Origin of the sequence: Acinetobacter gyllenbergii (genome assembly GCF_001682515.1) — a bacterium.
In the GTDB taxonomy this organism is placed as follows: Bacteria; Pseudomonadota; Gammaproteobacteria; order Pseudomonadales; family Moraxellaceae; genus Acinetobacter; species Acinetobacter gyllenbergii.
On record NZ_KV575265.1, the window covers coordinates 26,035 to 45,081 of the forward strand.

The 19,047-nt window shown below is 42.1% G+C and carries 24 protein-coding genes and 1 riboswitch; of the genes, 13 read left to right on the forward strand and 11 right to left on the reverse strand.

Annotation, left to right across the window (positions count from 1 at the left end):
* Positions 1 to 20: 20 nt before the first annotated feature.
* From NG55_RS13085 to NG55_RS13105, 5 genes are all read left to right on the forward strand, one after another.
* On the forward strand, positions 21 to 974 hold the full coding sequence (locus NG55_RS13085) for a ribose-phosphate pyrophosphokinase (RefSeq protein ID WP_005273299.1): 954 nt from the start codon (positions 21 to 23) through the stop codon (positions 972 to 974).
* Positions 975 to 1,071: 97 nt separating this feature from the next.
* Positions 1,072 to 1,368, forward strand: coding sequence for a 50S ribosomal protein L25 (rplY, locus tag NG55_RS13090; RefSeq protein WP_004655250.1), 297 nt, complete (start codon positions 1,072 to 1,074; stop codon positions 1,366 to 1,368).
* 19 nt (positions 1,369 to 1,387) lie between these two features.
* Positions 1,388 to 1,969, forward strand: a complete 582-nt coding sequence (pth, locus tag NG55_RS13095; RefSeq protein ID WP_016541737.1) for an aminoacyl-tRNA hydrolase — start codon at positions 1,388 to 1,390, stop codon at positions 1,967 to 1,969.
* Between the two features lie 139 nt (positions 1,970 to 2,108).
* Positions 2,109 to 2,489, forward strand: a complete 381-nt coding sequence (panD, locus tag NG55_RS13100) for an aspartate 1-decarboxylase (RefSeq protein WP_004655255.1) — start codon at positions 2,109 to 2,111, stop codon at positions 2,487 to 2,489.
* A 182-nt stretch (positions 2,490 to 2,671) separates the two neighbouring features.
* Positions 2,672 to 4,462, forward strand: coding sequence for a patatin-like phospholipase family protein (locus NG55_RS13105; protein WP_065343500.1), 1,791 nt, complete (start codon positions 2,672 to 2,674; stop codon positions 4,460 to 4,462).
* A 15-nt stretch (positions 4,463 to 4,477) separates the two neighbouring features.
* Here NG55_RS13105 and NG55_RS13110 read toward each other — a convergent pair whose 3' ends face one another.
* Positions 4,478 to 5,659: a hypothetical protein gene (locus NG55_RS13110; protein WP_016541735.1), complete on the reverse strand. Its 1,182-nt coding sequence runs from the start codon at positions 5,657 to 5,659 to the stop codon at positions 4,478 to 4,480.
* An 11-nt stretch (positions 5,660 to 5,670) separates the two neighbouring features.
* Positions 5,671 to 5,877 (reverse strand): hypothetical protein, encoded by a 207-nt coding sequence (locus tag NG55_RS13115; protein ID WP_065343501.1) that lies wholly within the window; start codon positions 5,875 to 5,877, stop codon positions 5,671 to 5,673.
* A 185-nt stretch (positions 5,878 to 6,062) separates the two neighbouring features.
* A riboswitch (FMN riboswitch) is annotated at positions 6,063 to 6,222 on the forward strand.
* Between the two features lie 98 nt (positions 6,223 to 6,320).
* Here NG55_RS13115 and ribB point away from each other — a divergent pair.
* Positions 6,321 to 6,980, forward strand: a complete 660-nt coding sequence (ribB, locus tag NG55_RS13120) for a 3,4-dihydroxy-2-butanone-4-phosphate synthase (RefSeq protein WP_065343607.1) — start codon at positions 6,321 to 6,323, stop codon at positions 6,978 to 6,980.
* Between the two features lie 47 nt (positions 6,981 to 7,027).
* Here ribB and NG55_RS13125 read toward each other — a convergent pair whose 3' ends face one another.
* The gene (locus tag NG55_RS13125; protein WP_016541732.1) at positions 7,028 to 7,702 is read right to left on the reverse strand and encodes an HAD-IA family hydrolase; all 675 of its coding nucleotides are present in this window, start codon (positions 7,700 to 7,702) and stop codon (positions 7,028 to 7,030) included.
* Positions 7,703 to 7,795: 93 nt separating this feature from the next.
* Between NG55_RS13125 and NG55_RS13130 the strand changes: the two genes are divergently transcribed.
* The gene (locus NG55_RS13130) at positions 7,796 to 8,563 is read left to right on the forward strand and encodes a hydroxymethylpyrimidine/phosphomethylpyrimidine kinase (protein ID WP_065343502.1); all 768 of its coding nucleotides are present in this window, start codon (positions 7,796 to 7,798) and stop codon (positions 8,561 to 8,563) included.
* 53 nt (positions 8,564 to 8,616) lie between these two features.
* On the opposite strand, the gene NG55_RS13135 is transcribed toward NG55_RS13130, so the two are convergent.
* The 7 genes from NG55_RS13135 to NG55_RS13165 all read right to left on the reverse strand — a co-directional run bounded on the left by NG55_RS13135 (position 8,617) and on the right by NG55_RS13165 (position 13,568).
* On the reverse strand, positions 8,617 to 9,696 hold the full coding sequence (locus tag NG55_RS13135) for a TonB family protein (RefSeq protein WP_081409006.1): 1,080 nt from the start codon (positions 9,694 to 9,696) through the stop codon (positions 8,617 to 8,619).
* A 124-nt stretch (positions 9,697 to 9,820) separates the two neighbouring features.
* Positions 9,821 to 10,294: a peptidoglycan-binding protein LysM gene (gene lysM / locus NG55_RS13140; RefSeq protein ID WP_016541730.1), complete on the reverse strand. Its 474-nt coding sequence runs from the start codon at positions 10,292 to 10,294 to the stop codon at positions 9,821 to 9,823.
* Between the two features lie 208 nt (positions 10,295 to 10,502).
* Positions 10,503 to 10,739, reverse strand: coding sequence for an acyl carrier protein (gene acpP, locus NG55_RS13145; protein ID WP_004655272.1), 237 nt, complete (start codon positions 10,737 to 10,739; stop codon positions 10,503 to 10,505).
* An 86-nt stretch (positions 10,740 to 10,825) separates the two neighbouring features.
* Entirely contained in the window at positions 10,826 to 11,560 is a 735-nt protein-coding gene (gene fabG, locus NG55_RS13150; RefSeq protein ID WP_004655274.1) for a 3-oxoacyl-ACP reductase FabG, read from the reverse strand.
* On the reverse strand, positions 11,557 to 12,549 hold the full coding sequence (gene fabD, locus NG55_RS13155; RefSeq protein WP_016541728.1) for an ACP S-malonyltransferase: 993 nt from the start codon (positions 12,547 to 12,549) through the stop codon (positions 11,557 to 11,559). The genes fabG and fabD overlap by 4 nt, the downstream gene beginning before the upstream one ends.
* 197 nt (positions 12,550 to 12,746) lie before the next feature.
* Positions 12,747 to 12,932, reverse strand: coding sequence for a 50S ribosomal protein L32 (rpmF, locus tag NG55_RS13160; RefSeq protein WP_004638135.1), 186 nt, complete (start codon positions 12,930 to 12,932; stop codon positions 12,747 to 12,749).
* A 75-nt stretch (positions 12,933 to 13,007) separates the two neighbouring features.
* Positions 13,008 to 13,568, reverse strand: a complete 561-nt coding sequence (locus NG55_RS13165; protein ID WP_016541727.1) for a YceD family protein — start codon at positions 13,566 to 13,568, stop codon at positions 13,008 to 13,010.
* A gap of 96 nt (positions 13,569 to 13,664) precedes the next feature.
* On the opposite strand from NG55_RS13165, the gene NG55_RS13170 reads away from it, so the two are divergent.
* On the forward strand, positions 13,665 to 14,327 hold the full coding sequence (locus NG55_RS13170) for an elongation factor P hydroxylase (RefSeq protein WP_065343503.1): 663 nt from the start codon (positions 13,665 to 13,667) through the stop codon (positions 14,325 to 14,327).
* Between the two features lie 87 nt (positions 14,328 to 14,414).
* The gene (locus NG55_RS13175; RefSeq protein WP_004655282.1) at positions 14,415 to 15,032 is read left to right on the forward strand and encodes an L-threonylcarbamoyladenylate synthase; all 618 of its coding nucleotides are present in this window, start codon (positions 14,415 to 14,417) and stop codon (positions 15,030 to 15,032) included.
* Between the two features lie 10 nt (positions 15,033 to 15,042).
* Here the strand turns inward: NG55_RS13175 and NG55_RS13180 are convergent, their stop codons facing one another.
* Positions 15,043 to 15,759, reverse strand: coding sequence for a GNAT family N-acetyltransferase (locus NG55_RS13180; protein ID WP_065343504.1), 717 nt, complete (start codon positions 15,757 to 15,759; stop codon positions 15,043 to 15,045).
* A 246-nt stretch (positions 15,760 to 16,005) separates the two neighbouring features.
* On the opposite strand from NG55_RS13180, the gene NG55_RS13185 reads away from it, so the two are divergent.
* The 4 genes from NG55_RS13185 to NG55_RS13200 all read left to right on the forward strand — a co-directional run bounded on the left by NG55_RS13185 (position 16,006) and on the right by NG55_RS13200 (position 18,991).
* Complete coding sequence (locus NG55_RS13185) at positions 16,006 to 16,800, forward strand: segregation and condensation protein A (RefSeq protein WP_016541723.1); 795 nt, start codon at positions 16,006 to 16,008, stop codon at positions 16,798 to 16,800.
* Entirely contained in the window at positions 16,797 to 17,396 is a 600-nt protein-coding gene (gene scpB / locus NG55_RS13190) for an SMC-Scp complex subunit ScpB (RefSeq protein WP_004655286.1), read from the forward strand. Before NG55_RS13185 ends, scpB begins: the two co-directional genes overlap by 4 nt.
* Positions 17,397 to 17,438: 42 nt before the next feature.
* On the forward strand, positions 17,439 to 18,386 hold the full coding sequence (gene rluB, locus NG55_RS13195; protein WP_065343505.1) for a 23S rRNA pseudouridine(2605) synthase RluB: 948 nt from the start codon (positions 17,439 to 17,441) through the stop codon (positions 18,384 to 18,386).
* A gap of 128 nt (positions 18,387 to 18,514) precedes the next feature.
* On the forward strand, positions 18,515 to 18,991 hold the full coding sequence (locus NG55_RS13200) for a hypothetical protein (RefSeq protein WP_065343506.1): 477 nt from the start codon (positions 18,515 to 18,517) through the stop codon (positions 18,989 to 18,991).
* Positions 18,992 to 19,047 lie beyond the last annotated feature (56 nt).

Here is a 19,047-nt window from a genome sequence, read left to right on the forward strand (position 1 = left end):
CCAACCGCCAAGGGTGCTTCATGCCCAATCTTGTCGTTTTTAGTGGAAGTGCTCATCCACATTTCGCTCAAAAAGTCGTAAGCCATTTACACATTCCTTTAGGTGCTGCTTCTGTAAGCAAGTTCTCTGATGGTGAAATTTCAGTAGAAATTACTGAAAATGTTCGTGGTAAAGACGTTTTTATCGTTCAGTCTACCTGTGCGCCTACCAATGATAACCTCATGGAAATCTTGGTCATGGCAGATGCTTTGCGTCGTGCAAGTGCTGGTCGTATCACTGCTGTCATTCCTTATTTCGGTTATGCACGTCAAGATCGCCGTCCGCGTTCTGCTCGTGTACCAATTACAGCGAAAGTTGTTGCAGATATGCTAACAACCGTTGGAATTGACCGTGTGGTAATGATTGACCTACATGCAGACCAAATTCAAGGTTTCTTCGATATCCCTGTTGACAACATTTACGGTACGCCAGCGTTATTGGCTGACTTACGTCAACAACAACATCATAACCTCGTGGTGGTTTCACCTGACGTTGGCGGTGTTGTTCGTGCTCGTGCTGTTGCAAAACAAATGGGTGATATCGACTTAGCGATTATCGATAAACGTCGCCAAAAAGCAAATGAATCACAAGTGATGCATTTGATTGGTGATGTAAAAGATCGTGACTGTGTCATCGTAGATGACATGGTGGATACAGCAGGTACGCTATGCAAAGCTGCGGATGCACTGAAACAATTTGGTGCTCGCCGTGTTGTTGCATATGCAACTCACCCTGTTCTATCAGGCAAAGCGATTGATAACCTTCGTAATTCTGTGATTGATGAATTGGTTGTTACAGACACCATTCCACTCTCAGATGAAGCATTGAGCTTAGGCAAAATTCGCCAAGTTTCTGTTGCTAGCATGGTTGCTGAAACAATTCGTCGTATCAATAACGAAGAATCTATTAGCGCAATGTTCGATAGTTATCTATAATAGCCCAGCTTTTTTTCTTAAACCCTAGCTCGCTAGGGTTTTTCTATCACTAAACTGGTCGCAAGTTTAGTTCATTAAACTCAATGAGGATATGCCCATGGCAAACTTCGTATTAAACGCTCAAGCACGTGAAGTAGCACAACAAGGGAAAGGTTCGAGCCGCCGCCTTCGTCATGCAGCACAAATTCCAGCAATCATCTACGGTGGTAGCGCTGAGCCTGTAACCATTACTTTAGAACTTCGTGAAATCGTTAAAGCTTTAGAAAACAACGCTTTCTTCGAAGAAGTAATCGAAATCAAAATCGGTGACAAAGTTGAAAACGTTAAAATCCAAGCGTTACAACGTCACCCAGCTAAAAACACGCCTATGCACGCTGACTTCAAACGCGCATAAGTGTTAAAGGCGTAAATTAGTGTCAAATATTTCGCTAATTGTTGGTTTGGGCAATCCTGGAAAGGAATATGCCCAAACCCGCCATAATGCAGGTTTCTGGTTCGTTGAACAGCTTGCAGATCGTTATGGCATCTCTTTAAAAGCTGATCCTAAGTTTCATGGATACAGCGGTCGTGGCCAAATCGAAGGTCATGATGTCCGTTTATTACTCCCTACCACTTTTATGAACCGTTCTGGTCAAAGTGTTGTCCCTTTCGCAAAATTTTATCAAGTTGCACCTGAAGCAATCCTGATCGCGCATGATGAACTGGATATGAATCCTGGCATTATTCGTTTGAAAACAGGTGGCGGACACGGTGGACACAATGGTCTCCGCGATATCGTCCCGCATATCGGTGCTAATTTCCATCGTCTACGTATTGGAATTGGACATCCGGGTGCCAAAGAACGCGTTTCTGGTCATGTACTTGGTAAAGCACCAAGTAGTGAACAAGGCTTAATGGATGCAGCCATTGACCATGCCCTCTCTCAAGTGAAAATGCTTGTTGGTGGACAAGTGTCTCAGGCAATGAATCAAATTAACGCTTACAAACCCGCTTAAACTGAATTGTTGATCAATCCCGCTTGCCATATTGCATTTTTAAGCGCAAAATGCGCATCAAACCGCCTATAGCCCGCGGAAAACGTGACAAGTCAACCATAAGATAATCATCTTAGGTCTTACTCAGGAGACGCTAGCCATGCTATCTCGTTTATTAAAATGTAAAATTCACCGTGCAGTTGTGACTCATGCAGAGCTTCATTATGAAGGTTCTTGTGCAATTGATGGCGTATTAATGGACTTAGCAGGGATTCGTGAATACGAAGAAATCCACGTATGGAACGTCACTAACGGCAAACGTTTCACCACTTATGCAATCCGTGGTGAAGATGACTCAGGTATTATTTCAGTGAATGGTGGCGCAGCACACCAAGCTGATGTTGGTGATTTAGTGATTATTGCAACTTTCGGCGATTTTACCGAAGTCGAAGCCAATCTTCACAAACCACGTTTAGTTTATGCAAACCCAGACAATACAGTGAACCACACTGCAAACTGTATTCCTGTACAAATTGCATAAGCCATAAAAGATTCCTAAAAAGCCATGAGCCACAGCTCATGGCTTTTTTATTGCATGAATACAACCCACTCATGCACTTGAACAAAAATACTGAAAAATAAGGCTAAGTTTTACGCAAGCAAACTTGTAAAATTGCACTAAAATTTGTTCAATAAAAAGACAATAAAGATAATTTGAACAATATGGATATTATTAATATTTTAAGTAAAGTTAGCCTCTTTGCTGATCTAGATCATGCGATGCTTGAAACATTGCTTCCGTTTTGCCATATACGTCATCTGCAAACGGGACAACAACTCTATTGCGCCCATGACATTGCCGATCATGTCTATATTGTTGCCTATGGGCGTGTCAAACTCACCAGCACAACAGGATTACTGACCTATTATGGTCGTCATGAACTTGTCGGTGAAACTGGCGTGATTTCCAATCAGCCTCATCATTGCACAGTCAATGCTGTTCGAGATACAGCGCTTGTTGGAATTCCACAGCAGCAATTTTTGGATTTTATTCACCTACACCCCAAAGTCCTATTCGCTTTATCTCGGCTGATCATCAACCGCTCCCAGCCCGATCAACAGCATTGCCATGTGATGGGAAGCAGTCGCACACTTTCAGTCATTCCTGTCTCCGCTCATATTCCCGCCACCCATTTGGCAGAAAAACTGACTGAACATTTACAGCGCTGGCCGCATGTGCGTTTGGTGACTGCAGCACATATTGATGCCCTGTTTGGGACAGGTTTCAGCCAAACCCCATTGGACTATAGCCCTGAGGATTTACAACTGAGACAATGGCTTGCCAGCTTAGAAGAAAAACATTGCTATGTCCTTTATGCTGCCGATAACAGTGAAGATGAATGGTCAAAACGCTGTTTACATCAGGCAGATCGCATTCTGATTCTGGCCGAAGCCAATCAAACCCCGACCCAAACCCCACTCTCGCATGTCCTCAGCCAACATGACTGGCAAAGCCCAATTGAATTGGTCTTACTGCGTTCCGAAGGTGATCCTTCACCACACACCCTGATCTGGAAACAACTCTATCATGCTCGTGCCCATTACTTTGTCCATCCTTGGGCACAGAATGATATTTGTGCGGTAGCACGACAGATTTCCAGTCAAGGGGTGGGTTTGGTGCTTGGCGGCGGTGGTGCACGCGGCTTCGCCCATATCGGCTTGATCCGTGCCTTGGAACAACTGCATATCCCGATTGATATTGTCGGTGGTACCAGTATGGGAGCTTTTGTCGCGGCGCTAGTGGCCTGTGGTTTTGACAGTGTCGAAATGACGCATATTGCCTATGAGACTTTTGTGGCGCGTAATTATCTCAATGATTACACCATGCCACGGGTTTCCCTCATTCGGGGACAACGTTTCCACAGTCGTCTGCATGCCATCTTTGGAAGTCGCAGAATTGAAGAGCTCAGACAGACCTATTACTGTATTTCAACCAACCTTACTACAGGTCAAGCCGTGATTCATGATCAAGGTGAACTGGCGACTTGGGTCGGTACCAGTATGAGTGTGCCGGGTGTTGCACCACCCGTCGCTTGGCATGAAAATCTGCTCTGCGATGGCGGCGTGATTAACAACCTCCCCACAGATGTCATGCAAAACCTAGAAAGAGGGACCATAATTGCCAGTAATGTCAGCCTGCACGATGACATTCGAGTTCCTGGAATTGGCTTGGAAGAACCAGATCAGAGCGCCCTGCTTAACTGGAATAAAATTATTAAAGATAAACTGTTGCACGCACCACGACTGGCAGAAATCTTGATGCGTACCGCGACTCTTGCCAGTGATACCATGATCCAAACAGCTGCAATTGAGCGGGCAAATTTACATGTTCGCATGCCGATCGAAGGCATCGGGATGTTTGATTGGCATAAACTGGATGAATTGGTTGAGCTTGGCTATAACCACGCCATTGAGATGTTGTTACCCATTCGCGAAACATTGCCTAATGCATAAAGCCACTAGATTGAACTATGACAACTGTACAGATCGAATCTGATAACGATCTAGTAAAATATCTAAATAGTGATAGGTTTCCGGATCTAATTGCTGCATATAACCATCTAGAATTCGGTGGCATTGTTGCTGCTTTGCAACAGGCATGCGACGCATGATGTCAAAAGTCACCTCCCATTGTGAGCGCAATAATGAAGCATAAGCAATATGATGCAGGACTTGCTCATCAATTTGTGCAATCGCGGTTGCAACGACATCTCTAGCCTCATCTTGCATATAATTCACAATCACCAACATATCGGTCCATAAATCGCAACGATCAGCTGCCTCGACGATACTCTGAATAATCTCTACCTGTCTCAATGCAGGCAAATTGGCTACGAAACGCTGTGCTTGTGCCGACAGGCAAGCAACCACAGGTAACATATCTTCCCACAACTGATCTTCCTGTGTGGCTTGAATAATGGCATTGACCACAGGCTCGCCTTGCAAAACTGCTAAATCGCCCAACTCCTGCTTCAGCCCATAACTGATATAACTCATCAAGGCCAAAACTTTGGGCCAAACTAAGCGCTGTGCTGGATCACCAATAATCAATAAGGCTTTCTCAATCCGCTGTTTGGGCAATACATGTACCAAATGGTCGATTTGCTCACGTGACTCGATAAAAAAAGCAATCTCTAACAGATCACTTTCACTCTCAACGACTTGCGCCACATCTTGTAGAACTACATCAGACAACATACTGACAAAGCGACCTATCGTGACAAAATCACGTTGTTCCAGTAGAACTTTGGTGATGTCTGTAATCTGATGGGTGGTGAGATAGCCCAATAACTCTCTTGCCAAGCGTGGGTCTAAATACACTGAAATTGCTGCAACCGTTTTAGCAGGCAGATGCTTTACGATGCGATAAGAACTTTCTGTCGATAAATACACCGCAATTTGAGCCACGATAAAGGGTTCTAAAAAATGCTTCACCATAAACACACTAATCCAGCGCGGTAACCAATTCACCCATGCAGCCAAATAACGGAAACGCTTTTTTTGCTGATTTTGTAATCGCTCTAATATGGCAAAACGGAATTGTCTTAAACTTTCTGGTGCCAAGGGCTGCATAAAAGCCAATTCAGCTTCGGTAACCTTCAAAATACGCGCCAATTTAATAATCTCTGCCTGTACCGCAAGTCGAGTCATGGCTGCACTCCCTATGCTTTATCTCGGAACAGCCAACGTAGAAAAAAAGGCGTTTGATACAAGCTCTGATTCATTTTCTGGTCTTCATTCGCTAAGGTATGTTGTAATTGTTGATTAAGCCAAGCCAAATCCTGTTGGGGCAGCTGAGAAAATGCTTTAAGACTCATCACAGGCCGATGTAATTGTTGTGCTAATTGTTCCAACTCGGATTTCTCCATCCTTAAACCCTCCGCATTATTGTTGTTTTATCTTTCGAGTGTATGCTCAATTTAAATCGATTACCAGTTTCACCAATAAATAGAAAAACATGAACAAGTTCTCAGCTTATTTTTTCATTTTTATAGAACGATTCATTCTATAAAAACTTGCCTTTTCTCATAAAAATCTGGCTATAATCAAGACACATCGCTTCAGGGCGGGGTGTAATTCCCCACCGGTGGTAAGTTAGGCATCACATTGCAATGACCTAATCAGCCCACGAGCCTGTATATATATTTATATATACTCGCAGATTTGGTGAGAAACCAAAGCCGACGGTATAGTCCGGATGAAAGAAGACGAAACCACTAAAACACGCTTTTTGCGTTGTTTTTGTGCACGCTTATTTTTTACATCAGTCCTGAAATGTTCAACCGTATCCTATTTACGAGAGCGTTTCATTATGTCTAGTTTAATCCAACCCGAACTGTTCTTTTCAGCCCTTTCCCCTGCTGAACAACGTATTCAACAAGCTTTAGAAGATATCCGCCAAGGCAAACCTGTATTGGTGATGGATGACTTCGACCGTGAGAATGAAGCAGATCTTATTATTGCTGCCGAAACACTGACTGTTGAAACGATGGCACAAATGATTCGAGATGGCTCGGGTATTGTCTGTTTATGCCTAACCGAAGCCTTGGCTGACCATTTAGAACTTCCACCCATGGTGGTCGATAATTCTAGTCAGTTTAAAACCGCATTTACCGTAACCATTGAAGCGGCACAAGGCGTGACCACAGGCGTGTCTGCTAAAGACCGTGTCACCACTGTTTTGGCAGCCACCCAAGAAGGTGCTGTGGCGAGTGATCTCAGTCGTCCAGGTCATGTATTCCCTTTACGTGCACGTGAAGGCGGTGTGCTAAGTCGCCGCGGTCATACTGAAGGGACTGTTGATTTAGCACGTCTGGCAGGTTTAAAACCATCTGGGGTACTGTGTGAATTGACCAATCCTGATGGCTCAATGGCTTCAGGGATTCAAGTGCTTGCTTATGCACAAACACATAACTTAACTGTGATTAGCATCGAAGAATTGGTGCAATACCGCTTAAAACACAATGTCTGATTAGATATAAAAAAGCCTCGAATTATCGAGGCTTTTTACAATTCGTTTTATGAAACTTTTCGTTCTGCGTTCAGTTCAGCCACTGTTTCAATGAGCTGACTAAACTGTGAAATTTGCGTCACTGGCTGCGCCTGTGCCAACTCTTCTGCTCGACCATAGCCATAATTGACCGCAATGGTTTCAATGCCATTGGCACGCGCACCAATAATGTCATATTGGCGATCCCCCACCATAATACAGTGCTGAGCATCCAATTGCTGTTGTTCAAGAATATAAGCGATTAAATCCGCCTTGTTAGTTCTCTCACCAGTCAACTCACTGCCATACATCTCGGTAAAATATTGATCCAACTGGAAATGAGCTAAAATTTTCTTGGCGTAGATAATTGGTTTAGCCGTTGCCAAGAACAAAGCATAGCCCTGCGCCTGCAACTGTTGCAAAGTATCCACCACGGTTGGATATACTTCATTTTCAAATAAACCTGTCACCGAAAAACGCTCTCGATAGGCAAGTAACGCTTGCTCAGCAAAGTCATCATCCTGAGTATTGAGTAATTTTGCCAAAGATGCTTTGAGGGGTGGCCCAATGGTCCAATCCAGATCTACATCATCAGCGACAGGTTGGCCTAATTTTTCTAGCGCAAAACGAATTGAACCATGAATCCCAGTTTTAGGATCGGTTAAGGTTCCATCCAAATCGATGAGAATATTTTTGATCGTCATTCGTTCAATCTCTTGCAGTCTTACACAACAGAGTCGAGAGTTTCTCGAAACTTCCCTATACTACCGTAGATTGAAGAATAAAAGGAAATTGCAGTGCGTCCAACCGTACTTTGTTTTTCAGGTTTAGATCCATCGGGTGGAGCTGGCCTACAGGCCGATATTGAAGCAATTGGACAAAGTGGTGCACATGCAGCCATTGCCTGTACCGCTTTAACCATTCAAAACTCGCAACAAGTGTTTGGTTTTGAAGCCACTTCAAAAGAATTACTCTTGGCGCAAGCCAATGCTGTAGTCGGTGACCTGCCGATTAAATGCGTGAAGTCAGGTATGCTCGGCACAACAGATAATATTGCGGCACTGGCTGAGTTTTTGCGTGAACATCCCGATTATCTCTATGTGCTTGATCCAGTATTGGTCGCAAATAGTGGAGGTTCGCTCGGTGACCAAGCAACCTTAGTTCAGGCTTTTGTAGAGTTGATACCTCTGGCAACAGTCATCACGCCAAATACGGTTGAACTAAGGGCCTTAACGGGTCTGGATGATATTGAACAAGCGACCCAAAAACTGTTTGAAATGGGTGCAAAAGCGGTATTGGTCAAAGGTGGCCATGAAGATACCCCTGATCATATCCGTAATGTGCTTTATGCCGATGGTAAAATGCTTGCAGAAAGCAGCTGTCCACGCTTAGAAGGTCAATATCACGGTTCTGGTTGTTCACTGGCAAGTTTTATTGCAGGACGTTTGGCGCTGGGTGATTCGTTAAAAATTGCAGTTCAACATGCTGAAACCTGGTTATTTGGTGTGTTAAAACATGCAGAAACCCCAGTACCGAATGGGCAAAAGATACCAAAACGCTTTTAAATGTTATGCCCTGAGTCAAGTCAGGGCAATCACAATTCATTTTAAAATAATAATTACTGAAACTGTAAAGGTAAAATTAACTGAGCAATCACAGGTTTTCCATCCACAGTGGGTACTTCAAACTGCCAACGTTTAAGTGCAATCAATGCAAGCCAAGCCTGCTCATGATGATCTGTTGAGACAATTCGAGGTAATTGTACCCAACCATTTTGATCTACAAAAAACTCAATCGTGACATGTTTATTGCCAGTTTCAGTGATCTGTTTTGGCAAAGGCTGATACAGTATTTTCGGAACTCGATCTAGTTGGGACTGTGTATAAATATCTGATGAAGTAGGCTGCTTTAATAAAGCCTGAATTCTTTTTGCTGATTTAGATTGTTGGCTATCACGATCTGTTAAATTAAATTTCTGTTCTCGTGTAATCACTGACCAACTTGCTTTCCCCTGTTTCTTTGCAGGATAAAATAACCATGACTGAAAAGAAGCCTGTGCAGCGAAACCAAATTCTGGATGCGTTGCAGACACAACACCAGATTTACGCACTCGCCCCTGATCATCAATAACAATAAAAACTTTGGCTTTGCCTGAAGTTTTTGACTGCAAAAGCTCGAATGGATAAACCACAGGTGCAACAATTTTAATTTTGGGCGCTTCATCATATTGTAAATCTTCAGGCAAACTTTTTGATGCTTTAGGAACTCGATATGGCTCAACGCCACCTTTTTCACTCCAGTGTCCAAAATTCATGTTCTGTTGAACCTGAAACGGGATATGCAATGGCTTAAACTTCGCTTGTAGCATGGCAGCAACCGCTGCCTGTTCCAATTCAGGATGGACAGAATATAATGTGTGTACTCTATCTACATTACCCTCTTTATCCACCATTACACCAAGCTCAACATCACCAATATTCCCAAAGCTTTGTATATTTTCAGGATATTTAAGTTTCGGTCTTCTGAGATACTGAATTTTTTTTGGATCAATAGAGGGTTGTAGCTGTGCTTCTGCTGGCAAAGCCAGTTGCTTATCAACTCTAAAATCAAGTAATTCTTTCGGTATAGCTTCGCTTTCTTCTTGTGCCCAAACTACAGTGCTTACCCACAAAGCCACCAATATCACAACAACCTTCATTTGTTATCCTTAAATTATGTTTAAAAGATTGGCTAATCAAGAGGTGATATGGCTAGGCTAAAATTATAGCAATAAAAAAGAGCAATTGTTGAAATTGCTCTTTTTTATCAATGAATAAGAAGGTTTATTGTGGAATACGTAGGACCTGACCAGGGAAAATGTCATCTGCATTTTTAAGTAATGGTCGATTGGCTTCAAAAATTTTATTGTATTGGTTTGGATCACCATAATATTCTTTCGAAATCTTCGACAGATTGTCTCCTGATTTCACCGTATAGAATTTACTTTCTGGCTCAGGTGTTTCGACTGTCATTTGATCATCCACTTGTGCAACATGATCAATATTTCCGACCGCAAGTACAATCTTCTCTTTATCGGCCTGACTCTTCACTTGCCCCTTAATGGTTGCCGTATCAGTATTACCGTTATACGTCACCGATAAGCCATCTACCCCAAGACCTAAACTTTTGATCAAACCTAATAATTTATTTGCAATCTCTTGAGCTGAGGGTTCAGCTGGTGTTGCTGGCGCAGCTTGAGGCTCTGCAGGCGCTGTATTTTTCTTACCAATACCTTTAACAAAATCAAAAAGACCCATTGTTATTTCCTCTGTAATTATTAACCGCATTCATCGTCAAAATAGACTTATATCTAGTTATACAGAAAAAATAAAACACTCGAGTTTCAATTTAACGCGGTCTTGTAAATATATGTATATGCATTAGAACTTAATGAAAAACACACTGTTGTAAAATTTATAGACACAAAAAAGCCACCTGACGGTGGCTTTTGATCATGCAAGATGATTAACCAAGTTTCTTAGTTACGTAATCGATTGCAGATTGAACAGTTGTGATTTCATTTGAATCTTCATCTGGAATCGTGATGTCAAAATCGTTTTCGAAAGACATTACAAGTTCAACCAAATCTAAAGAGTCAGCACCTAAGTCATCCATGAAAGATGCTTCGTTTTTAATCTCTTCAGCACGCATACCTAATTGTTCAGCTACCGCTTGTTTGATGCGTTGTTCGATATCGCTCACAGGAATTCTCCTCATTGCTTGTGGCGTTTTAATTTGCCACTAGTTTAATTGAATATAAGATTTTTTAAAAGTTTATACATCGCCAGTTAGGCCATGTATAGACCACCATTTACGTGTAAAACTGTACCAGTAATGTAACTAGCCTTATCGCTGGCAAGGAAACTCACTGCATCAGCAATATCTTGAGGTTCACCTAGACGATTTAAAGCTACTTGATCAGTCATTTTTTTACGAATATCTTCGCTTAACTGATCAGTCATTTCAGTGGCAATGAAACCAGGTGCAACACTGTTCACTGTAATCTGACGGCTCCCCATCTCTTTGGCTAAGCTACGACTGAATGCTTCAATCCCTGCTTTTGCTGCGGAGTAGTTCGCTTGTCCAGGGTTGGCAAAGTGTGCAACCACCGAACTGATATTAATAATGCGACCAAAACGTGCTTTGGTCATGCCTTTCAATACGCGCTTAGATAAGCGGTAAACAGCTTTCAGATGGATATTGAGAATATCGTCCCAATCATCTTCAGACATCCGAAGCAACAAGTTATCTTTGGTAATGCCTGCATTGTTGACCAATACCAGCACTGAACCGTATTTTTGCTCAATGTCTGATACCAGTGCATCAATGGCTTCACCTTCACGAACATCGAGTACAGCGCCTGTTCCATGCTCAGCAAAGCTTTCTGTGAGTTTTTGCGCGCCTGCTTCAGAAGTCGCGGTACCTACCACAAAAAAACCGTCTTGAATGAGTTGCTGTGCAATCGCTGCGCCAATACCACGGCTTGCTCCTGTCACTAACGCAACTTTTCGTTGTTGTGTCATGCAATTTTTCCTTCTGCCACTAACACTGCGTTTAGGGCATCTTCCATACGTGCTTTGCTATCAATGGCAAATGCTTTTTCTATGTTCGGTAATCGCTTAGCAAGATTACTCAGTACCGTACCTGGTCCACATTCGACCACGTACTGAATACCCTGATCTTGCAGATATTGCATGGTCCGTGTCCACTGTACCGATTGGTACAATTGAGCCGTTAATGCCTGACCTAATTGAGCAACATCTGTCGCGATTTCCGCGTTGACATTTTGTATTACAGGAAGGCGTGGTAGCTCAATGGCAGTTTGTTCCAAAGCTTCAGCAAACTTTTCTGCAGCAGGTTTCATTAACGTACAATGTGACGGCACAGAAACAGGCAACGCAATGGCCTTTCCTGATTGTTCTTTTGCATCTGCCATCACTTGCTGAACTAAAGCAGTGCTACCCGCAATCACAACTTGACCTTGTGCATTATAATTTGCCGCTTCAACCGAACCTTGCCCTGCAGCAGAAGCGTTGGCTTTTTGACAAAGCTCAATCACTTTTTCATCTGTTAAGCCAAGAATTGCAGCCATTGCGCCTGTCCCTTGTGGAACGGCACTTTGCATCAATTTGCCACGTAAATGCACCAATTTCACTGCATCAGCCAAAGTCATTGCCTCTGCTGCAACCAATGCGCTGTACTCTCCTAAAGAGTGGCCAGCCAAGTATTTCGGTGCAATACCACCCAGTTCCAACCAAACACGCCATAAGGCAATACTTGCAGTCAGTAACACAGGTTGGGTATTTTCAGTTTGGTCTAAACCCTCACCGCTTTGGGCAATCTGCCAAAGATCAAAACCTAGCGCTTCTGATGCTTCTGCAAATGTATCTTTAACGACACTAAACTGCTCTGCAAGTTCAGCCAGCATGCCCGCTTTTTGTGAGCCCTGACCTGGAAAAACAAATGCTGTTTTTGTTGCTTGAGCAGCCTGCTCAAGTCGTTTAGTCGACATATAAAAATCCTTAAAATGGTCTATCGCCAATTTCATCAACACGCATGATTTTACATGAGAATGACAATAGACTCTTTCCCGATGCGGCAATTTACCATTGATTAAATCGTTTTTTAATTGCGAAAAACAACAAAAAAGGGAGCTTTCGCTCCCATTTTTTCTATACTTTAAGCTAACGCTTAATGCATATGGTTCAATTATTCAGCATCAGCTGCTTTAGCGAATAATTGACGACCACGGTAAATACCGTCTTTAGTCACGTGGTGACGACGATGAGTTTCACCAGTAGTTTGGTCTACAGATAATGCATTCTCGGTTAAAGCGTCATGTGAACGGCGCATGTCACGGCGAGAGCGACTTTTACGGTTTTGCTGAACGGCCATGATGGCTCCTTACAAAGATCGAAAAAATGGATCAGAAACAAATTCAGTTGTCTTAACTCAACATTATATCACAAATTATGAGTTAAGTTTACCCTTCAAACTTGCCAAAACATCAAACGGGTTATCCCGCTTTTCTTCGACAACGTCCTGAATGGTAGGTCGATGCTTATGCTCACAAACATCATGCTTGGGAGATAAAGGCATCAACAATAACAGTTCATCTTCTAGTAGTGCGAGCAAATCAATCGAAGCAGGTGTATCAAAATCACCTTTTTTCGAAGACTCGCTTTCACCTAAAACGATGAAATCAGCATCCTCATCCAAGCGCTCTATCAGTGACTCATCATCGATCAAAGCCAAATGAAAACTTGAAGTAAGTTCAGTTTCAACAGTATCCAAACAACGTTGGCATTCCATTGGAACTTTCGCTTCAATATGTCCATCTAGCCATACAATGCGATGATATGCATCCATTGATAGCTTACAGTCTACGTTGATCAATCGATCATTAATTGATCCAACAGCTTCACGAGCGATACGAGCAAAGCGAGACAATGGCAGTGTGCCTGACCATGTAAAGCCCTGTTCAGCCCATTTAAACGGCTCAATCTGTGCCGGAAAGGTATTTGCTGACATAATTAAGGCGGCAATTCTACAAATTCATCGGTACTCTGTCAAAGATTAAGATACAATTTTGCACTTCTTTAGACAGAACTCGGGGTAAATTAAGCAATGCACCTGTTGCAGCCGCAACTTGAAGTAACAACTTCATTACTTGTAAGCACCCATTCAACCTCTGCTCCTGCATTAACGCCAGATCAAGTGCAACGCTCATCTTGGCAAAAGTTAACATCAGAACCAGAACAGGTCGATTGGCTTATTTTACACTTTAATCACTGGTTTTCCCACCATAATGTCACACTAGTTAAAGGTGATTTTGAACCAGAATATTTCCCAGCGACTAATGAGCACGCTGCAAGAATCCAATTTGCCCATGGTTTTTTTAATAGTGCCCTGCATGAAATCAGCCATTGGAGCATCTCTGGCGCACAACGCCGCCTATTGCCAGATCTAGGCTATTGGTATGCTCCAGATGGGCGAACCGCCGAACAGCAAGCCTTATTTGAGCAAGTGGAAATCAAGCCGCAAGCGATTGAATGGTTATTTGCGACTGCATTTGGTCGGAAATTTCGTGTCTCTTTGGATAATTTAACCGGCGATGGCGGCAACGGTCAGCAATTTAAAGATCATGTCTTTGCGCAAGTACAAGCTTATTTTTCTGGTAAAGCTAAATTGCCTCGAGACGCAGCGCATTTCATTGATTACATCTGTCATTGCACCCGAAATAGCACACCATTACAACTGAATGAATTTAAACGCGAAGACCTTGATTAAAAGACAAAATTGTCACATCTAATGCTTGCAACTTGACCTCAACACGTTTCATACTAAATTTAGCCATATAGATCAGGGAGTTCAAAGATGTTGCATTTACATATCCATCCTGAGAATCCACAGGCTCGCTTAATCACCCAAGCCGTTGAGCGTATTCGTGCGGGTGATGTTGTGGTTTATCCCACCGATGCAGCCTATGCCATTGGTTGCCAAATCGGGAATAAAAGTGCGATGGAACGGATTGCACAAATTCGTGGCCTAGGCCCTAAGCATCAATATGCCATTATGTGTTGTGACTTATCTGACATTGCAACCTATGCCAAAGTTGATAATGCCATGTATCGCTTATTGAAAAATAATACACCAGCGGTTACGACTTTTATTTTGCCCGCGACTAGCGAAGTGCCAAAGCGTTTAATGCATCCAAAGAAAAAAACCATTGGGTTACGTATTCCAAGCAATCCTGTTGCGCAAGCTTTATTACAAGAACTCGGTGAGCCGCTGTTAACCAGTACCCTGATTTTACCTGACCAAAAAGATCCGCTGGATGATCCTTATGATATTGAAAACCAGTTAGGCAAACGCATAGATGTATTTATCGACAGCGGCTTCGGTACCTTATCCACCACCAGTATCGTGGACTTATCTGGAGAAAATCCTGAAATCGTACGTCGTGGTGTCGGTGATGTCAGTGCTTTTGAGTGAGCACTGATCTTTAATCCATCAAAAAATCAGACAATCGCTGCTTCTGAAAACCTTGCGCATCAAAATTATTTGGACTCAGCCATTGTTGATAGACTTTTTCTAAATCAGGCCATTCTTCATCAACAATTGAAAACCATGCGGTATTGCGATTATGCCCTTTAGTGATTCGATCTTGACGGAATAAGCCTTCATACTGAAAACCAAAACGTAAGGCTGCGGCTTTAGACGGTGCATTACAGTCATCACACTTCCACTCTACACGCCTAAAACCATGAGCAAAGCATTGTTGTAATAATAGGAATATCACTTCCGTTGAGGCTTTGGATTTCTTCATTCGATGAGAAAAATAGACATTACCGATTTCAATGGCACCCTGCTCTAACCTTGGGTTTAACAACGCAATCCAACCTTGAATCGCACCATCAATTTCAATTAAAAAATGCGAGGAAGCTTTAAAACCAAATAGATTTTGTAAATCTTGTTTTAGTGAGACTTGGCTTTGCGGTGCGGCATATGGCAAATACGTCCAACAAGCTGCACTCTCTTCGGTTGCAACTGCATCCCAAATTTGACTTGCAGCCTGATCAGAGATTTCATCTACGATGTAAATCAATTTGACGTATTGCCCATCTAGATGATGTTGAATTGGCTGACAAAATTGATGCTCTAGAGCAAAGCCAACCGTTTGCCCAAACTGATTCTGTTGTGTTTTTAAATAATGTTTCATGATGATTTATAATTGAAAGAAAGAATGGTTTTCGTTGTTAATTTAAGCATAAGTTTTTTATATGACCTAGCCGACTGCACATAAATAAATAAAATACCCTGAGAAATTTAAGGTTTTTGTAAGTCAGCAATTTATTAAATTGGCAATTTCGATTACAATAGGCCTGCTCTTGGTAGCATGTGCCTCTCTTTGCACAAAAAATTATATCTTTCATGCTTTTGAAAATTCGCGTGGCTTATAACGGTAATGAACCAAATTCTCCCCCAAACTTTGGAGTCCACTCCTTCCATTCGCGTGCTTGACGAGTGGCAAGAAGTCATACCTGAAGATTTGTATATCCCGCCTGCCGCGTTTGAAATTTTGCTGGAACAGTTTGAAGGTCCATTGGACTTTCTGATTTATCTGATTCAAAAAAATGGCTTTGATTTATTACAAGTCGATATTTCCCCGATTGCCACCCAATATCTGTCCTATATGGATAGTATGAAATCGCTGAATATCGAGCTGACTGCTGACTATATGGTGATGGCTGCATTGCTTGCAGATTTAAAATCACGCTTACTGCTACCTAAACCAGCTGCTGTCGATCAATTCGAAAAAGATCCAAAACAAGAATTAATTGATCGTTTGGAAACTTATTTACGTATTAAACAAGCTGCTGAACGATTGGGGCAAATGCCGATCTTCGAGCGCGATACTTTTAGTACCAATGTCAGTATTGGACACATCGCTCCGATTTATGAAGGCTATGATGTTGCTGCCTTACACGATGCTTTATTTTGTGTCTTCAACCGGCCTGAACCGATCACCCATGTGGTAGCGCAAGAGCCCGTGCTATTAGAAGAACGTATTGCCTTTATTGAAAGCCAACTCGCATCAGGTGAGGCATTGAGTTTTATTGAATTATTAAACCCCATGCAAGGTCGGATGGGTATGGTCGTTACATTTATGGCAGTACTTGAGCTGACACGTCAGCAAAGAATTCAGATTATCCATACAGGCATTGAAGCTCCTTTAACCATTCAAGGAGTGAGTGCATGAGTTTAGATCAGTTTGAGCAAAATGAAGGCATGTCGTTTGAAGACATTCATCATGAAGTTTTATTGCAGATTGAAGCGATTTTATTTGCCAGTGACTCACCAGTTTCGCTTGCACGTCTAAAAGAAGCATTTCAAAACCAATATAATAAGCAGCAATTACGCACGTTTTTACAGCAACTGGCAATGTTACAACATGGTCGTTCAATCGAGTTGATTGAAACGGCACAAGGTTTTCGCTTTCAAGTACGTGCTAAATATCGAAATGTTATTGCGCAGGTTTGGCCAGAGCGCCCAACCAAGTTGTCACCCTCATTACTCGAAACTGTCGCAGTGATTGCTTACCATCAACCCGTCACACGTGCCGATATTGAGCAGATTCGTGGTGTATCCAATAATAGCCAAAATTTAAGAACGCTTTTTGACTGGAACTGGATTAAAGAAGCTGGTTTCAGAGATTTACCTGGAAGACCTGCGTTGTTGATTACAACGCCCCAATTTTTAAATGCTTTTGGTCTAGCTTCGCTAGGTCAATTGCCTCCCCTGCAGAACGCCAAGGAAGCATTCATGACACTCGACGCACATGCGCCGAAGTCCTGAGAAAGGTGAACTGTTGATCATTATGTCTAAGGTTGTGCTGTCATGAGTGAAAAATTACAAAAGGTTTTAGCGAGAGTCGGGTTAGGCTCGCGTCGCTATATGGAGGAAGTCATTGCTGCTGGTCGTGTCAGCATTAATGGCCGTATTGCCCAAGTCGGTGAACGTATCGAACCAGGTGATGAACTCCGTATCGATGGTCGTAAAGTACAATTCCAAATTGAAGATGAAATTCGTCGTCGCGTATTAATTTACTATAAGCCGGAAGGTGAAATTTGCTCACGCAATGACCCTGAAAAACGCCCAACCGTATTTGATCATTTACCTCAAATCGCCAACGACCGTTGGGTGATGGTGGGTCGTCTGGATATTAACAGTACTGGCTTATTGTTATTCACCAATGATGGTGAGCTTGCCAACCGTTTAATGCATCCTTCAAACGAAGTTGAGCGTGAATATGCTGTTCGCGTGATGGGCGAAGTTACCCCACAAATTCGCAATAACATGTTGAAAGGTGTTGAGCTTGAAGATGGTCCAGCCAAGTTTGAATCATTCTCTGAAATCGGTGGTGATGGTATCAACCGTTGGTATCAAGTGGTGGTTAAAGAAGGTCGTAACCGCGAAGTCCGTCGTATCTTTGAATCACAAAGCTTAAAAGTCAGCCGCTTATTACGTACTCGTTACGGCACCGTCATTTTGCCACGTGAATTACGTACAGGTCGTTGGATGGAATTGGATAAAAGCGATATCGACAACTTGGCGAAATCAGTGGAATTGAAACCACGCCAAGGTACAGGTTTATTCGGTATGGCAAAACGCCGTACTGAACGTATGTCTGAAAAGCCAATGGCGGCACGTCGTGGCGGTTACTTGCGTCAGCAACGTCGTGATGATGAACAAGATCAATCACAGCAACAACGTCCAAGTGGCAATACCAACAATAACAATGGTCGTAAAACCATTGGTTTCAATAAAGGCTTTAAGAAGTTTTAATTGAAAATAAAGATGCAAGGTTAATAACCTTGCATTTTTTTTGAATAATAAAATATTTAGATACTGAGACACCACCTGTCTAATTGCTTTGTTAAAATTAAAAATTTAAATTTATAAGGAAGTTAAAAGTGAATATTTGGTCGTCAGTATCATCGGTTGCAGCAGTATATTCAGTTGAAAATAGTTTAAAAGTTTTTAATGATCCAGAAATAAGAAAAAAGCAAACACATGCGGAACAACTAAAAATTTATGAAATTATTCGTAATATTACCTGCGGAGGTGCAAATCTTACATTACAAGGAGGACAAGCAAGGACAACGGAATGGGAAAATTGTACTTTAAGTTTTAATAAATATGAGAACTTCAAACATCATAGTGGTAACTATCCAACAGCAAGTATTACAATGGCTGATGGAACTATTATCTTTCGTAGTCAAACAATAAATGAGAAACACTATGTTACTGACTTCCGTTTTGGAAAATGGGTAGAACGAATTACAGCTTATTCTCAAGAAGTTACAGAGCAATATCAAAAAAACCAACAAGATAAAATAGCTCAAGAGAAAGCTGAAAAGCTCAAACCATTTTCAGAAATTGATTTTTAAATAAATATAGAGATAGAGGAAATAGCCTCTATCTCTCATGCATAAACCTATACTTA

What these genes read in the sequence shown, in the direction of transcription:
- fabD (WP_016541728.1), bottom strand. Translation starts at nt 12,549, where the DNA reads ATGTCGACTAAACGACTTGAGCAGGCTGCTCAAGCAACAAAAACAGCA.
- fabG (WP_004655274.1), bottom strand. Translation starts at nt 11,560, where the DNA reads ATGACACAACAACGAAAAGTTGCGTTAGTGACAGGAGCAAGCCGTGGT.
- NG55_RS13110 (WP_016541735.1), bottom strand. Translation starts at nt 5,659, where the DNA reads ATGACTCGACTTGCGGTACAGGCAGAGATTATTAAATTGGCGCGTATT.
- NG55_RS13185 (WP_016541723.1), top strand. Translation starts at nt 16,006, where the DNA reads ATGAACCAAATTCTCCCCCAAACTTTGGAGTCCACTCCTTCCATTCGC.
- NG55_RS13085 (WP_005273299.1), top strand. Translation starts at nt 21, where the DNA reads ATGCCCAATCTTGTCGTTTTTAGTGGAAGTGCTCATCCACATTTCGCT.
- scpB (WP_004655286.1), top strand. Translation starts at nt 16,797, where the DNA reads ATGAGTTTAGATCAGTTTGAGCAAAATGAAGGCATGTCGTTTGAAGAC.
- ribB (WP_065343607.1), top strand. Translation starts at nt 6,321, where the DNA reads ATGTCTAGTTTAATCCAACCCGAACTGTTCTTTTCAGCCCTTTCCCCT.
- NG55_RS13175 (WP_004655282.1), top strand. Translation starts at nt 14,415, where the DNA reads ATGTTGCATTTACATATCCATCCTGAGAATCCACAGGCTCGCTTAATC.
- NG55_RS13170 (WP_065343503.1), top strand. Translation starts at nt 13,665, where the DNA reads ATGCACCTGTTGCAGCCGCAACTTGAAGTAACAACTTCATTACTTGTA.
- NG55_RS13135 (WP_081409006.1), bottom strand. Translation starts at nt 9,696, where the DNA reads ATGAAGGTTGTTGTGATATTGGTGGCTTTGTGGGTAAGCACTGTAGTT.
- panD (WP_004655255.1), top strand. Translation starts at nt 2,109, where the DNA reads ATGCTATCTCGTTTATTAAAATGTAAAATTCACCGTGCAGTTGTGACT.
- NG55_RS13180 (WP_065343504.1), bottom strand. Translation starts at nt 15,759, where the DNA reads ATGAAACATTATTTAAAAACACAACAGAATCAGTTTGGGCAAACGGTT.
- rluB (WP_065343505.1), top strand. Translation starts at nt 17,439, where the DNA reads ATGAGTGAAAAATTACAAAAGGTTTTAGCGAGAGTCGGGTTAGGCTCG.
- NG55_RS13165 (WP_016541727.1), bottom strand. Translation starts at nt 13,568, where the DNA reads ATGTCAGCAAATACCTTTCCGGCACAGATTGAGCCGTTTAAATGGGCT.
- lysM (WP_016541730.1), bottom strand. Translation starts at nt 10,294, where the DNA reads ATGGGTCTTTTTGATTTTGTTAAAGGTATTGGTAAGAAAAATACAGCG.
- NG55_RS13125 (WP_016541732.1), bottom strand. Translation starts at nt 7,702, where the DNA reads ATGACGATCAAAAATATTCTCATCGATTTGGATGGAACCTTAACCGAT.
- NG55_RS13105 (WP_065343500.1), top strand. Translation starts at nt 2,672, where the DNA reads ATGGATATTATTAATATTTTAAGTAAAGTTAGCCTCTTTGCTGATCTA.
- rpmF (WP_004638135.1), bottom strand. Translation starts at nt 12,932, where the DNA reads ATGGCCGTTCAGCAAAACCGTAAAAGTCGCTCTCGCCGTGACATGCGC.
- NG55_RS13115 (WP_065343501.1), bottom strand. Translation starts at nt 5,877, where the DNA reads ATGGAGAAATCCGAGTTGGAACAATTAGCACAACAATTACATCGGCCT.
- rplY (WP_004655250.1), top strand. Translation starts at nt 1,072, where the DNA reads ATGGCAAACTTCGTATTAAACGCTCAAGCACGTGAAGTAGCACAACAA.